Source organism: Aeromonas sp. 159, assembly GCF_963862045.1.
Lineage (GTDB): Bacteria > Pseudomonadota > Gammaproteobacteria > Enterobacterales > Aeromonadaceae > Aeromonas > Aeromonas veronii.
The window spans coordinates 1-13331 of sequence record NZ_CAWLMI010000025.1; the positions used below are offsets into that span (position 1 = coordinate 1).

Sequence of the window (13331 nt, forward strand, 5' to 3'; positions counted from 1 at the left end):
CTGTGGTGCGGGCCAGCAGCACCAGGCCGGAGGTCATCTTGTCGAGCCGGTGTACCGGATAGAGAGTGAGCCCGGTATCGGCCTTCACGCGATTGACCAGTCCCGGATTGACCGCCTCACCGTCGTCCTTCTCGTCGTGCATGCCGATGCCGGGCTGCTTGTCGATAACCAGGAAAGCGGGATGCTCAAACAATATCCGGTACATAAAACCTCGGGAACTGGGGAATAAGGCATGCAGCCAACGACTGACTGCGCTCGGGAGTGCTGCATTCTCCCTGCTCATCCGCCATTTGGCAAACCGGGCGGGCAGAGGATAAAGATAAAAAATGGCCCCGCCTGCAGCAGGCGGGGCCATTTTCGCTCATCTTGGCAGATCACACCTTACACATTGCGCGGGCGCAGGTGGGCGTGCCAGCGCGCTTCCCACTTCTTGAACAGCCAGACGATGACAAAGGTGAGCAGCATATAGAGCAGCCCTGCGGTCAAAAACGCCTCGAACGGACTGTAGTAGCGAGAGTTGATGATCCGCGCCGCACCGGTCAGATCGACGATGGTGATGATGCCCGCCACCGCCGAACCCTGCAGCATGAAGATCACCTCGTTGCTGTAAGCCGGCAGTGCCCGACGAAACGAGTTGGGCAAAATGATCCGGGTCAGGGTCTGCCAGCGGGTCATGCCAAAGGCGTTGGCAGCCTCAATCTGGCCGCGCGGCATATTGTGCACCGCCCCGCGCACGATCTCGGCGGTATAGGCGGCGGTATTGAGGGTAAAGGCCAGCAGCGCACAGAACCAGGCTTCGGAGAAGAGCGACCAGGCGGCACTGTTCTTCAGCCACTCCCACTGGGCGGCGCCGTAGTAGATGATAAAGAGCTGCACCAGCAGCGGGGTGCCGCGAAAGAAGTAGATATAGGCCCAGATCGGCCCCTTGATCAGCCAGTTGCGGCTATTACGCAGGATGCCCATGGGCACCGCCAGCATCAACCCAAGGATCAGAGAGAGGGCCACCAGCCAGACGGTGGTATAGAGCCCCTCCCAGTAGGTGGGCCACTCTTTGAGAATGATTGAGAAATCCATGGCTTACCTCGTCTTGATGGCATAGTGACGCTCGGCCCACTTGAGCGCCGAGGTGGAGACTGCGGTGAAGATCAGGAAGATCAACGCCACCGCCATGTAGAAGGTGAAGGGTTGCTGGGTCGAGCCCGCCGCCAGCGAGGCTTTGCGCACCATGTCATCAAGGCCGATAATGGAGACCAGCGCGGTGGTTTTCAGCAGCACCAGCCAGTTGTTGCCAAACCCCGGCAAAGCGTGGCGCATCATCTGGGGGAAGAGGATCCGCACAAACACCTGGGTTGCCCGCATGCCAAAGGCCCGTGCTGCCTCCAGCTCGCCTTTGTCCACCGCCAGAATGGCGCCGCGAAAGGTCTCGGTCATGTAGGCGCCGAAGATAAAACCGATGGTCGCGACACCGGCCACAAAGGGGCTGATGTCGATATAGTCCGGAAGCAGGGAGACCCACTCCTGATTGGGATTACTCTCCAGTAACCAGCTGTTGTAAGTCTCGTTGACCCAGGTGCAGATACCGTTGATCAGCACCTGGCCGCCAAAGAAGAGCAGCATCATCAGCACCAGATCGGGGATGCCGCGAATGATGGTGGTGTAGCCGGTGGCGATGGCCCTGGCCCACTTGTAGGGAGAGAGTTTGGCCAGCGCCCCCAGCATCCCCAGCAGCAACGCCAGCAGCAGGGAGGCCAGCGCCACTTCCAGGGTGACCCAGGCGCCCTCCAGCAGCGAGGCTTCGTATCCTTTCAAATCAAACATATGCAGCTCCATCGCCACTGAATCTTCACGCACCTGCTAACCAGAAGGCTCCATAGCAGTCCGAATGAAATATGTGCAGCTCCATTGCAATCAATGCGGGCCCGTAAACTCCCTCAGGGAGGTGACGGGCCCGATGACTACTGACGGGATCAACCTGTCGTTATTTGCCGTAGACGTTTTTGGACTTACTCGCCGTAAACGTCTCTTTGTTTTACTCTCCGTAAACGTCGAACTCGAAGTACTTGTCGTTGATTTCCTTGTACTTGCCGTTGGCACGCAGCGCCAGAATAGCGGCATTGAATTTCTCTTTCAGATCCTTGTCAGCCTTGCGCACCGCAATACCGGCACCCTCGCCAAACCACTTGGGATCGGTCAGTTTCGGGCCGACGAATTCAAAGGCATCACCGCCCTCTTTCTTCAACAGACCGTCGGTGATGGCGGCAGAGTCGGCCAGCACATAGTCCACACGACCGGATTTCAGATCGAGATAGGCTTCATCGGCGGTGCCGTAACGCTTGATGGTGGCATTGGGGAAGTTGTCGGTAATAAAGGTATCCATGGAGGTTGCACGCTGCACTGCGACGGACTTGCCTTCCATAAAGGCTTTGTCGAGCTGCACATCAGTGCCCTTCTTGGCGGCAAAGCGGGCCGGAATGTGCTGGTACTTCTGGGTGAAGTCCACCTTCTTCTTGCGCTCTTCCGTGATGTCCATGGTGGCGATGATGGCGTCAAACTTGCGCGACAACAGCGCCGGAATGATGCCGTCCCAGTCCTGCTTGACCAGGGTGCACTTCACTTTCATCTCTTCGCACAGGGCGTTGGCGATGTCGATATCAAAGCCTTTCACCTCGCCACTGGGCTCGGTCCAGGAGAAGGGGGGATAGGCACCCTCAACCCCGATCCGGACCTCTTTCCACTCCTTGGCCATCAGGCTACCGGACGCAAGGGCAGTAACTACGGCTGTCGCCAGCATCAGCTTGTTCATGTATCTCTCCTTGATAAAACAGTTGATTGGGTAACCAGGCATCCCGCCATCAGTAGATGGAGGAGATGAATTGCTTGAACCGCTCGGATTTGGGATGGGCGAAAATCTCCTTGGGGTTGCCCTCCTCTTCCACCCGCCCCTGATGCAGAAACATCACCTTGTTCGATACATCCCGGGCAAACGACATCTCGTGGGTCACCACCAGCATAGTGCGCCCCTCTTCGGCCAGCTCGCGCATCAGGCCGAGCACCTCCCCTACCAGCTCGGGATCCAGCGCCGAGGTGGGTTCGTCAAACAGCATCACCTCGGGCTCTACCGCCAGCGCACGGGCAATGGCGGCCCGCTGCTGCTGACCACCGGAGAGGTGGCCAGGATAGTAGTCACGCCGCTCCCAGAGTCCAACCCGGTTGAGCAGTTGCTCTGCCTTGGCCAGTGCTTCGGCGCGAGGCACCTTGAGCACCTGGATCGGCACTTCGATGATGTTCTGCATGATGGTCATGTGTGACCAGAGATTGAAACTTTGAAACACCATGGCCAGCCGGCTGCGGATCCGCTCCACCTGACGCATATCCTCGGGCAACCGCTCGCCGGCGCGGCTGGTTTTCATCCGGATCAGTTCGCCATGGAGCGAGACGGTGCCGGATGAGGGGGTTTCGAGCAGATTGATACAGCGAAGAAAAGTCGACTTCCCCGAGCCGGAGGAGCCGATAAGGGAGATCACATCCCCCTTGTGGGCGGTCATGTCGATGCCCTTGAGCACTTCGTGGGTGCCAAAATATTTGTGCAGATCACGTACTTCCAGTGCGGCAACGTCGCTCATCCATTACAACCTTGTCTGTCCCTAGACGCCGCAGGGGGCGTGACTCAACCATCGTCCATTTAACAAAAAGTTAACCGATGGCAACCTTCAGCGAAAATATCACCCGGATAGTGAAAAAACAATACAGAACGAGGGTCTTCAGGGGATTCGCTCTATTTTTATTCGCTCTTTGCGTATTTTTCAGCACTTTATTTGCATAAACAGCCGTTTCAATGGCTATTCCGATAACGCCTTTTTATACCCCAATCATATCAGTGGCAAGAGAAAAGCGTGATGTGTGCCAAACCGGCACCAAAATGGCTTTATGCACCCCCTTGCCGAGCGAAATATCGCCCCCCCGATTGGATCAACTTGATTTCATTGGTGCACTCGGGCTCGCACAGAACCTTATCAAACAGAGAGGTTGTGGCAAAAAAGTAACAATCTGTCCCCAAAAGGGCTGTTTTCGACCATGAAAGCGATAGATATGTGACACAGAGCCAATAAGTAATGATAAGGTGGTATTTTTATCAGTTTTTGTGATCGAGGCCTCGATGCTGCTCAATGTGTTGCTGATCTTGTTGCCACTGGCAATCGGCTATCTGATTCCCCTCTCCTCTGCACGGCTGATCAAGCTGGTCAACCAGAGTCTGGGCAAGATGGTCTACCTCATTCTGTTTCTGATGGGGCTCGGGCTTGCCTATGTGGAGAACCTGGGCAGCAATCTGGCGGTGATCTTCAAGGTCGCCGGGGTGATGCTGACCGCGATCACGGTCTGCAACCTGCTGGCCCTCTGGTGGCTCGACAAGCGCACACCGCCGACCCATGAGGCGAGCGATGCCAAGATGCCGGGCAAGTTGCACCTGCTGTGGGAATCCCTGCAGCTCTGCTTTGTGGTGCTCGGCGGTGTGCTGCTGGGTCTACTGGTAGATCTGCGCGCCCTGCCCATCGACAAGTGGAGCGAGTGGGCCCTGATGCTGCTGCTGTTTCTCATCGGGGTGCAGATGCGCAACTCCGGCATGCGGCTGCGCCAGATCCTGCTCAACCCCTGGGGGATGAAGATAGCCGCCACCGTCATCCTCAGCAGCTGGCTGGGCAGCCTGCTGGCGGCCCAATTGCTGGGGATGCCCTTTGCCCATGGTCTGGCGATGAGCTCGAGCTTCGGCTGGTATTCGCTCTCCGGCATTCTGGTGGCCGACAAACTGGGGCCGGTGCTCGGTTCTGCTGCCTTTATCAACGATCTTGGGCGCGAGCTTATCGCTATTCTGATCATCCCGGTCCTGATGCGACGCCACCCCTCGGCGGCCATCGGTTACGGCGGTGCCACGGCGCTGGACTTCACCCTGCCGGTCATCCAGAAATCAGGGGGCATTCAGGTGGTGCCGGTGGCCATTGTCTCCGGCTTTATCCTGAGCCTGCTCGGCCCCATCCTGATCCTCGGGTTTCTGGCGCTCTAAGCCTGATTCCCACATTGCAGATAAAAAAGCCCGACCTTGTTGTCGGGCTTTTGCTGTTTGGAGCAACCACGCACTCGCACTGGCTGCGATATTGCCCGCAGCCTTATTCGCGCCACTGGCCGCCACTCATCACCCGTTCGATAGCAAACGTCCGGTCGTGCACCAGCAGCAGATCCGCATCCTGCCCGACCCCGATACGCCCCTTGCTACCAAGCCCCAGCGCCTGCGCCGGATTGCTCGTCACCACGGCCAACGCCCTCTCCAGCGAGACACCGAGCCGTGTCGCGCGCACGCACTGCTGCCACAGGCTGGAAATCTGGCCGCAGCGCATCTCGATTAGCCGCCCTTCGCCATCAAAGCGCGGCAGGCTGGCGTTGGCATCCGAGCTGAAGGTGATGCGATCGGCAGGCACATTGGCGGCCAGCAGCTCGAGAAACGCATCGGCGGCAAGCCGCTCGCCATCCTCCAGCAGATCGGGAAAGCTCGAGGTGGTGAGGTCGACCCAACCTCCCGCCTTGCCCCACTCGATGGCCTCGGCAAAGAGCCAGGGGTTGCGGTTGCAGTGAGTCGGATAGAGCTGGCGCAGCGGAATGTCGGTCTTATCGCGCTGGGCCCGCAGGGGGGCCAATGCCCCCTTGCCATCCCCGACATGGAAGAAGCTGACCCCGCTCTTGCCCGCAAGCAGCCCGGCTACTCGCGCCTCGCTGGCAAGCCTGGCCAGCTCATCGTGGGTCGGCGCACTGGATCTGTGGTCACTGATGGCCACCTCCCCCACCCCCAATACCTCGGGGATCAGGATGATGTCCGACTCCACCGTGCCGGTCAGGGTCTTGACCGGCAGATGGTAAGAGCCGCTATACATAAACGCGCTCACCCCGGCGGCGCGAAACTCGCGCACCTTGCCGAGCACCTGCGCGGGAGTGCGGGTCAGGCTGTCGGTGCCAAGCGCCGCCACCAGCGTAGTGACACCGGCCCTGAGCGCCTCGCTCGCCGCCAGCTCAGGGGTGCGAAAGGCAAAGCCACCTTCACCGCCGCCGCCGGTGATATGGGCCAGCGGATCTACCAACCCGGGCACCAGATAGTGGCCACGACCATCGACCCTGTGCAGCGGCCAGTTTTCAGGCACAGTCAGCCCCTGGCCCATCCAGGCAATGCGGCCATCGGCCACCAGCAGATCCTGCTGGCCAAGGTGGGAGGGGCTGAAGATCTCGGCCCCCTCGATCAGGGTCAACATGGCGATCCTCCTTGCACGATTGTCGCTTGCCCAATGAAAAGAGAGGGAGCAAGCTCCCTCCCACTGTCAACCACCATATATATCGTACTTGAAGTACTTCTGGTTGATCTGCTGATAGGTGCCATTGGCACGCAGGGCCTTGATCGCCTCGTCCAGCTTGCCCTTGAGCTCCTTATCACTCTTGCGCACGGCGATCCCCATGCCATCACCAAACCACTGGCGATCGGTCAGGGCGGGCCCCACATAGTCGAACTTGTCGCCCCCCTCTTTGCCAAGCAGCCCCTGCTCAATGGCAGAGGCATCGGCCAGCAGGGCCAGCACCCGACCCGCTTTCAGATCGAGATAGGCCTCATCGGCATTGCCGTAACGGACAATGGTGACATTCGAGCCAAAATTGTCGGTCAGGTACTTGTCGTGGGTGGTGGCCCGCTGCACCCCGATGCGCTTGCCCGCCATGCCTTCCGGGGTCAGCGTCAGCTCGGTCCCCTTGGCCGCCACAAAGCGATTGGGAATATGGGCATATTTCTCGGTGAAATCGACCTTCTGGCGCCGCTCGTCGGTGATCGACATGGCGGCGATGATGGCATCGTATTTGCGCGACAACAGGGCCGGGATCATGCCGTCCCAATCCTGCGCCACCAGCTCGCACTTGACCGCCATCTGCTGACACAGGGCGTTGGCGAGATCGATATCAAACCCCTTGATCTCGCCCGACGCATCGGTCCAGGAGAAGGGCGGGTAGGCCCCCTCCACCCCGAAGCGCACGGTTTTCCACTCCTTGGCCATGGCGGGGGTGGCCAGCAGGCTGGCAACAAACAGGGCTGAGAGGGTCAGTCTGATCTTCATCATGAGTACTCCATTACATAAAAAGCGCACAGGCGCGGACAAGGCACCGCAGGCGAAAGCATGCGATGACCAAAAGCGGCAAAATCTGGATGAGCGAGATCACGCCCGAGCGGGCGTCAGTGAACTGCTCCAGAGGTTCGATCTATTCGTCGAACCACTCGGAGAGATAGAAAGGCTTGAAGTAGAAGGCCAGAAAAAAGCCTCTGGCTTTGCGCATCATGGTGGTTTGTCGCGTCCTGTGACAAAGATGGCAATCACCTTAGCACGCCCGAATTTTGCCCGGCAAGAGGCAGCCGCCAGGCAGTAGCAAAATCCCGATCATGGTCAAGGCGGGCGGGATCCGTTAGGCTCGAAGCACCTTGCCATCCCATAAAAGACCCACAGCAACCGATGAATTTTCTGGCCCATCTCCATCTGGCTGCCCACACCCGAAGCTCCCTCACCGGCAACCTGCTCGGCGATTTCGTCAAAGGCACGCTGCCCACGGGGCTTGCCGCCCACTTCGATGAGGGGATCTGGTTGCACCGCAAAATTGACGCTTTCACCGATGGCCACCCCGAGCACAAGGCGGCCGTCGCCTGTTTCGAGGCCCCCTGGCGCCGCTTTGGCGGCATAGTGGTGGATATGATCTACGACCACTGGCTGAGCCTGCACTGGGGACTGTTCAGCACCGAGCCCCTGCCCCGCTTCCTGCAACGCAGTTATGAGCAGCTATTGGCGGATCACCCACGCCTGCCGGACGGACTGCCACTCCCCCTCAAACGGATGGCCGAGCAGAACTGGATCGCCTCCTACCGCCACAGGGAGGGGCTGGGGCAAGCGCTGAATGGCATCGGCCGCCGACTGCGCCGCCCGGTACAACTGGGAGAGGCGCTGCTGACCCTCGATGAGTCGCAGTGGCAAACATGCGAGGCGGGATTTCTGCGCTTCTATCCCCAGCTGATGGACTTTAGCCAGCAACAGCTGGCCCAATATCGGGCAGCGCAAGGGGCACAGTGATCCCTCTGGATAGAGCTGCTTCCCCATAAAAAAACGCCCCTTGCGGGGCGTTTGTCATCAGTTGGCTTCGTCTTTCTTTTTGCGAATGCTTAAGCCCAGCTCCCGACCACGCAGTCGGGCGTAATAGATGGTGCCGACAAAAGCGAGAGTGGTGAAGACCAGCTCCACCACCGCCAGCCACCGCTCCCCCTCATCCGTGGTGATCAGGGTGAGGGCGTGGAGGAAATAGGGCATCAACACGAAGTTGCCCCAGGCGTGGGTGTAGGGGTTGCCCTGCACGATTCCCTTGAGGGGGAAGAGCAGCGGTACCGTCCAGATCACCGGCAGCAACCAGGGATTGAGGTCCGGATGGGGTGACAGCCACAGATGCCAGAGGATGACCCAGCCAAGCAGGCCGAAGAAGCCGACCAGAGTCAGCAGACGGGCAAAGCGGGTGCTCACTTGAGGATCTCCAGCACCTGCTCCGGCGGCCGACCAATACGGGCCTGACCGTTCTTGATGACGATGGGACGCTCGATCAGCTTGGGATGCTGATGCATGGCGCGGACGAGGGCATCGCCGCTGACACCGGCCAATCCCAGCTCCTTGTAGAGATCCTCCTTGGTGCGCATCAGCTGGCGGGGATCGCTAAAACCGAGCAGAGAGAGCAGGTTGCGGATCTCATCTTCGCTCGGGGCCTGCTCCAGATAGAGCACCACATCAGGGGCGATCCCGTGCTGTTCCAGCAGGGCCAGGGTTTCGCGACTCTTGGAGCAGCGCGGATTGTGGTAGATTTGGGTCTCGCTCATGGTAACTCCCTGATTAATCGCAAGATGGGACTAGAAACGGCGCTATTGTAGGGGAAAGTGATGGTCAGGGTAAGCAGCAGTGGAAAGGAATTGAAACGAATTTGTTGGCTGATTGTGGCTGGCCTGCTGGGCGCCTGCACGCCCGCCCCTGAATTTACCGATGCCAAAGGACAGCCGATCAGCTTGAGCCACTGGGTTGGCAAGCCGCTGCTGGTCAACTACTTCGCCCCCTGGTGCGCTCCCTGCCTGCGGGAGATGCCGCGCCTCAACCGGCTGGCAGCGGAGGGCCAGATCACAGTGGTGGCCATCAACTACGACCCGACCACACCAGCAGAGCTGGACAAGCTGGCTGCGCAGTACCACATCAAGGTGCCCCTCCTTATTGCCAATGAAGATGCCAGGCTCCCCTTCCCTCGCCCAAGCGGCCTGCCTACCAGCTATCTGCTCGATAGCGAGGGCAAGCTCAAGCAAACGCTGGTCGGCGAGCTCGACCAGCAGCAGATCGAGATGCTCAAGGCGACCGCCAGCAGCATGAGTCACTAGCCCATCGCTGCTATCACCGTCCCCCACATCAACGCCACCGCCATAAACAACAAGGGCGCACCGTGGTGCGCCCTTGTTTGATAGGTCAATGCCAGGTTTCGTTAGCCCTTGAGGCTGTCGAGATCCTTCTTGGCACGCTCCAGCTCGGTGATGCGCGCCTCCAGACGAGCCAGGGTCATCCGGTCGCTGGTGGTACCGCGTGCCACGATCAGCTCGTCGATGGCCGCCTGATAATCCCCGCGCAGTGCGAGCATCTCGGCCCGCGCCATATGCAGCTCGGTCATTCTGCCCGCCTTGCGATAGGCATCGGCCAACAGGTTCCAGGCCAGATTGTTCTCCTCATGGGCGCGGGCATAAGGGTCGAGGATGGCGATGGACTTCTTGTAGTTGCCGCTCTCGAGGTAGGCATTGCCGAGGTTGACCACCACCACTTCGTTATCCGGCATCCGGCTGCGGAACTTCTCGAGGCGCGCAATGGCCTGGGCACTGCGCCCCTTGGCCAGATCGATGTCGGTCTGGGCATCGACGATAAAGAGATCTTCCGGATGACGGGCCGCCAGCTCCTGCATCAGGGTATCAGCCTCGTCGGTGCGCTTGAGCTGGATCAGCGCCAGCGCCTTGCCATAAATGGCGGCATCCTTGAGCGGGTAATCCCCCTTCTGGATCCGGCTATCGAAGTAGCTCAGCAGCCCCTGCGGGGTATCGGTACCAAAACGCACCTGAATCCGCACCTTGGCCAGCCAGAAGTCGAGGCTGGGCGGCAAGTCGCGGCGGCCATAGCTGCCCGCCCGAGCGCGGGCCTCGCTGATCCGGGTCTCCGGCAGCGGGTGAGTGAGCAGCATTTCCGGCGGCTTGCTGGCGTAACGGTATTCGGCAGCCAGTTTCTGGAAGAAGTTGGCCATCCCCATGGGGTCGAAACCGGCATCATAGAGGGTCTTCATGCCGATGCGATCCGCTTCATATTCGTTGTCGCGGGTGTAGTTGATGGCCGACTGCATGGAGAGGCCCAACGTGGTCTGCAGCGCGGCGATACCGGCAGTCGGGTTGATCACCGCCAGCGCGATGGAGCCCACCAGACCGGCCAGGGTCACCGCCGAGCTGCTCGCCTGCGCCTCCATATAACGGGCGATATGGCGCTGGGTCACGTGGGTGATTTCGTGGGCCAGTACCGAGGCCAGCTCGCTCTCGCTGTCGGCATAGAGGAAGAGGCCGGTGTGCACCTTGACTCGCCCGCCGAGGAAGGCGGCCGCGTTGATGCTGGGATCATTGATGAGGAAGAAGGTAAACGGGAAACGCACCCCATCGGCGTTGGTCAGCAGTCGCTGACCCAGATCGTCAATGTACTGGCTCAGCACCGGATCATCGATGATCGGCAGACCCGCACGGGCAAAGCGCATAAAAGCGTTGCCGTAACGCACTTCCTGCTCGATGGGCAGGGCAGCAACCCCGGCCGTGCCGATGTCAGGAAGCTGATTGTTGGCCTCGGCATGAAACGTGGCGCCCATCAGGGAAGCCAGCAGGGGAAGCGATGCCATCAGGGGGGAAAAACGTGCCACGTTATCTCTATCTCCATCAGAAAGGGCCTCGGCAGAATACCCTTGCCCATCAAGGGCTACAAGCGTTGTTTCACGCTCTTATCACGGCCATAATAGCGGCCACCTGCCTGATGGAGCCCCCATGGAAGTTCTCGACCTGACCCCCTGGCGTTGCCCCGAGCCGCTGATCCGGCTCAAGCTCTGGTTAAGGGAGGCCCAAAGCGGTCAAACCGTCACCATCCGGCTGGCCGATGCGGGTTCCCGGCAGGATATTCCGGCCTATCTGCACCGTCAGGGCCACCATGTCGAGATGCAGCAACAACCGGACAATACCCTCTCTTTGCAGTTGGTTGTCGGGGCGAAACAACCATCTTGAGCCCCAGTGATGTAAGGATGCCGTCATGTTAGAAGTATTGAAGCGCTGGTATCAGACCCGTTTTTCCGATCCCGATGCCGTTACCCTTTTTCTGTTGCTGGTGTTCTGCTTCACCATCATCTGGCTGTTTGGCGATCTGCTGGCCCCCCTGCTGGTGGCGCTGGTAATGGCCTATCTGCTGGAGTGGCCGGTCGCCCGGCTGCAAAAAGCGGGGCTGTCGCGCACCCTGGCCACCAGCGTCATTCTGATCCTCTTTATTGCGGTAGCAGTCGCCTCCTTGCTGGGTCTTATCCCGACGTTGGTCAGTCAGGGGATCAATCTGGCCAAAGAGGCGCCGGCCATGCTGACCCACGCTCAGGATTATGTGCGCACCCTGCCGGACAAATACCCCGAGCTCATCGACGTCAGTCTGGTGGAGACCGTCATCGACAATATTCGCCAGCGCATCCTCAGTGGCGGCGAGCATCTGGTGAGCGCCTCCCTCAGTTCGCTGGTCAACGTGGTCGCCATCATGATCTACCTCATTCTGGTACCGCTGATGGTCTTCTTTATGCTCAAAGACAAGCGGGTACTGATGGGCAGCCTGCGCCGCTTCCTGCCGCGCAACCGCACCCTGGTCAACCGGGTGTGGGTGGAGATGAACAACCAGATCATCAACTACATCCGCGGCAAGGTGATCGAGATCCTCATCGTCGGCATCGCCACCTATGTCCCCTTCGCCCTGATGGGATTGCGCTACTCGGTGCTGCTGGCGGTCGCGGTCGGCTTCTCGGTGCTGATCCCCTATATCGGCGCCGCCGTGGTGACGGTTCCGGTAGCCATGGTCGCCCTGTTCCAGTGGGGGCTCACCCCGGAGTTTGCCTGGCTGATGGTGGCCTATCTGGTCATTCAGGCCCTCGATGGCAACCTGCTGGTGCCGGTGCTTTTCTCGGAAGCGGTCAACCTCCATCCGGTGGCCATCATCATCGCCGTGCTGGTCTTTGGCGGCTTGTGGGGATTCTGGGGAGTCTTCTTCGCCATTCCCCTCGCCACCCTGGTCAAGGCGGTGATCAATGCCTGGCCAAAACGTGAAGAGATGCCCAGTGCCGCAAAATAACCTGCTTCTTCTGCAATCGTGACAACGGAGTGTCCATGACCTTTTTTCGTCAAATCAGAGCGGCAGGGCTGACGGCCCTGCTCCTCGCTGCCGCTATGCCAGCGCGTGCCGATATCGATCTTGGCGCCATGGATCTGCTCACCAGCGACAGCCCTACCAGCCCGGTGCCACAGGGCTTTGTCGCCGGAGCGGCGCTCATCGGGGGACAGGCCCGTTATGAAGCGCAGGACAATGCCCTCTACGCCATCCCCGGCTTTATCTATTTTGGCGACCAGTTCATGTTTCTGGGCGATCGGGCCCGCTACTACTTCCACAAGGATGAGAACGTCGCCCTCTACGGCTATGGCCGGGTCCGTTTTGGCAATCTGGATCCCGAGGATTCTCCAGCCTTTACTGGCATGGAGCAGCGAAAATGGCAGCTGGAAGGCGGGATCGGTGGCAACATCATCACCCCCTACGCCCTGCTGACCGTGCGTGCCAACAGCGATGTCACCGGCCGCAGCAAGGGACAGGAGCTGCTGCTGTGGGCCGACTTCCCCATCCTGCGCGACAACCTGCTGATCATGCCGGGGATGGGGCTGATGCTGCGCAGCGACAAGATGGCCAACTACTACTTCGGCGGCATCTCCGAGAGCGAGGCGACTGCCCAGCGGCCCGCTTGGGATACCGGCACCACCCTCTCCCCGATGACGGCCCTCATCACCAGTTACCGCTTCAGCCCCAACTGGATTGGCATGTTTGCCATGAACTACGAATGGTATGATCGGGACATCAAAAACAGCCCCATCGTCCAGCACGATGGCGAGCTCTATGCGGGTTTTGCGCTGGGCTATATCTGGTAACGGTTATGAGTCT

Annotated in this window: 17 protein-coding genes; 7 read left to right on the top strand and 10 right to left on the bottom strand. The window is 59.7% G+C overall.

Annotated elements, in window-relative coordinates; translation table 11 throughout:
• From AACR14_RS04945 to AACR14_RS04965, 5 genes are all read right to left on the bottom strand, one after another.
• The coding region (locus AACR14_RS04945; RefSeq protein ID WP_237714691.1) for a pseudouridine synthase at positions 1-205 on the bottom strand (205 nt) is incomplete at its 3' end.
• 176 nt (positions 206-381) lie between these two features.
• The gene (locus tag AACR14_RS04950) at positions 382-1074 is read right to left on the bottom strand and encodes an ABC transporter permease (RefSeq protein ID WP_005337302.1); all 693 of its coding nucleotides are present in this window, start codon (positions 1072-1074) and stop codon (positions 382-384) included.
• A 3-nt stretch (positions 1075-1077) separates the two neighbouring features.
• Positions 1078-1818: an ABC transporter permease gene (locus AACR14_RS04955; protein WP_005352911.1), complete on the bottom strand. Its 741-nt coding sequence runs from the start codon at positions 1816-1818 to the stop codon at positions 1078-1080.
• A 211-nt stretch (positions 1819-2029) separates the two neighbouring features.
• Positions 2030-2803, bottom strand: coding sequence for an ABC transporter substrate-binding protein (locus AACR14_RS04960; protein WP_005337307.1), 774 nt, complete (start codon positions 2801-2803; stop codon positions 2030-2032).
• Between the two features lie 49 nt (positions 2804-2852).
• The gene (locus AACR14_RS04965; RefSeq protein WP_005337310.1) at positions 2853-3623 is read right to left on the bottom strand and encodes an ABC transporter ATP-binding protein; all 771 of its coding nucleotides are present in this window, start codon (positions 3621-3623) and stop codon (positions 2853-2855) included.
• Positions 3624-4156: 533 nt separating this feature from the next.
• On the opposite strand from AACR14_RS04965, the gene AACR14_RS04970 reads away from it, so the two are divergent.
• Positions 4157-5059, top strand: coding sequence for a lysine exporter LysO family protein (locus AACR14_RS04970; protein WP_019445359.1), 903 nt, complete (start codon positions 4157-4159; stop codon positions 5057-5059).
• 103 nt (positions 5060-5162) lie between these two features.
• Here the strand turns inward: AACR14_RS04970 and iadA are convergent, their stop codons facing one another.
• Positions 5163-6293, bottom strand: a complete 1131-nt coding sequence (gene iadA, locus AACR14_RS04975; protein ID WP_019445360.1) for a beta-aspartyl-peptidase — start codon at positions 6291-6293, stop codon at positions 5163-5165.
• A 66-nt stretch (positions 6294-6359) separates the two neighbouring features.
• Positions 6360-7142 carry an ABC transporter substrate-binding protein gene (locus AACR14_RS04980; RefSeq protein ID WP_019445361.1) on the bottom strand — a complete coding sequence of 261 codons (783 nt, stop codon included), beginning with the start codon at positions 7140-7142 and terminating at the stop codon, positions 6360-6362.
• On the opposite strand from AACR14_RS04980, the gene AACR14_RS04985 reads away from it, so the two are divergent.
• On the top strand, positions 7141-7446 hold the full coding sequence (locus AACR14_RS04985; protein WP_019445362.1) for a hypothetical protein: 306 nt from the start codon (positions 7141-7143) through the stop codon (positions 7444-7446). The genes AACR14_RS04980 and AACR14_RS04985 overlap by 2 nt on opposite strands.
• A gap of 83 nt (positions 7447-7529) precedes the next feature.
• A complete protein-coding gene (locus AACR14_RS04990) occupies positions 7530-8138 on the top strand; it encodes an acyl carrier protein phosphodiesterase (RefSeq protein ID WP_019445363.1) in 609 nt (202 codons plus the stop codon).
• A 57-nt stretch (positions 8139-8195) separates the two neighbouring features.
• Here AACR14_RS04990 and AACR14_RS04995 read toward each other — a convergent pair whose 3' ends face one another.
• Both AACR14_RS04995 and arsC read right to left on the bottom strand, forming a co-directional pair.
• On the bottom strand, positions 8196-8579 hold the full coding sequence (locus AACR14_RS04995) for a DUF2069 domain-containing protein (protein ID WP_019445364.1): 384 nt from the start codon (positions 8577-8579) through the stop codon (positions 8196-8198).
• Positions 8576-8926 carry an arsenate reductase (glutaredoxin) gene (gene arsC / locus AACR14_RS05000; RefSeq protein ID WP_019445365.1) on the bottom strand — a complete coding sequence of 117 codons (351 nt, stop codon included), beginning with the start codon at positions 8924-8926 and terminating at the stop codon, positions 8576-8578. Before arsC ends, AACR14_RS04995 begins: the two co-directional genes overlap by 4 nt.
• A gap of 60 nt (positions 8927-8986) precedes the next feature.
• Here arsC and AACR14_RS05005 point away from each other — a divergent pair, with 60 nt between their 5' ends.
• Positions 8987-9469: a TlpA disulfide reductase family protein gene (locus AACR14_RS05005; RefSeq protein ID WP_019445366.1), complete on the top strand. Its 483-nt coding sequence runs from the start codon at positions 8987-8989 to the stop codon at positions 9467-9469.
• Positions 9470-9570: 101 nt separating this feature from the next.
• Here the strand turns inward: AACR14_RS05005 and AACR14_RS05010 are convergent, their stop codons facing one another.
• Positions 9571-11025 carry a beta-barrel assembly-enhancing protease gene (locus AACR14_RS05010; RefSeq protein ID WP_005333848.1) on the bottom strand — a complete coding sequence of 485 codons (1455 nt, stop codon included), beginning with the start codon at positions 11023-11025 and terminating at the stop codon, positions 9571-9573.
• 121 nt (positions 11026-11146) lie between these two features.
• On the opposite strand from AACR14_RS05010, the gene AACR14_RS05015 reads away from it, so the two are divergent.
• From AACR14_RS05015 to AACR14_RS05025, 3 genes are read left to right on the top strand one after another with little or no spacing between them, the layout of a single operon-like run.
• Entirely contained in the window at positions 11147-11380 is a 234-nt protein-coding gene (locus AACR14_RS05015; RefSeq protein WP_019445367.1) for a sulfurtransferase TusA family protein, read from the top strand.
• 25 nt (positions 11381-11405) lie between these two features.
• The gene (locus AACR14_RS05020) at positions 11406-12476 is read left to right on the top strand and encodes an AI-2E family transporter (RefSeq protein WP_005352935.1); all 1071 of its coding nucleotides are present in this window, start codon (positions 11406-11408) and stop codon (positions 12474-12476) included.
• Positions 12477-12511: 35 nt separating this feature from the next.
• Positions 12512-13318 carry a MipA/OmpV family protein gene (locus AACR14_RS05025; protein WP_019445368.1) on the top strand — a complete coding sequence of 269 codons (807 nt, stop codon included), beginning with the start codon at positions 12512-12514 and terminating at the stop codon, positions 13316-13318.
• Positions 13319-13331 lie beyond the last annotated feature (13 nt).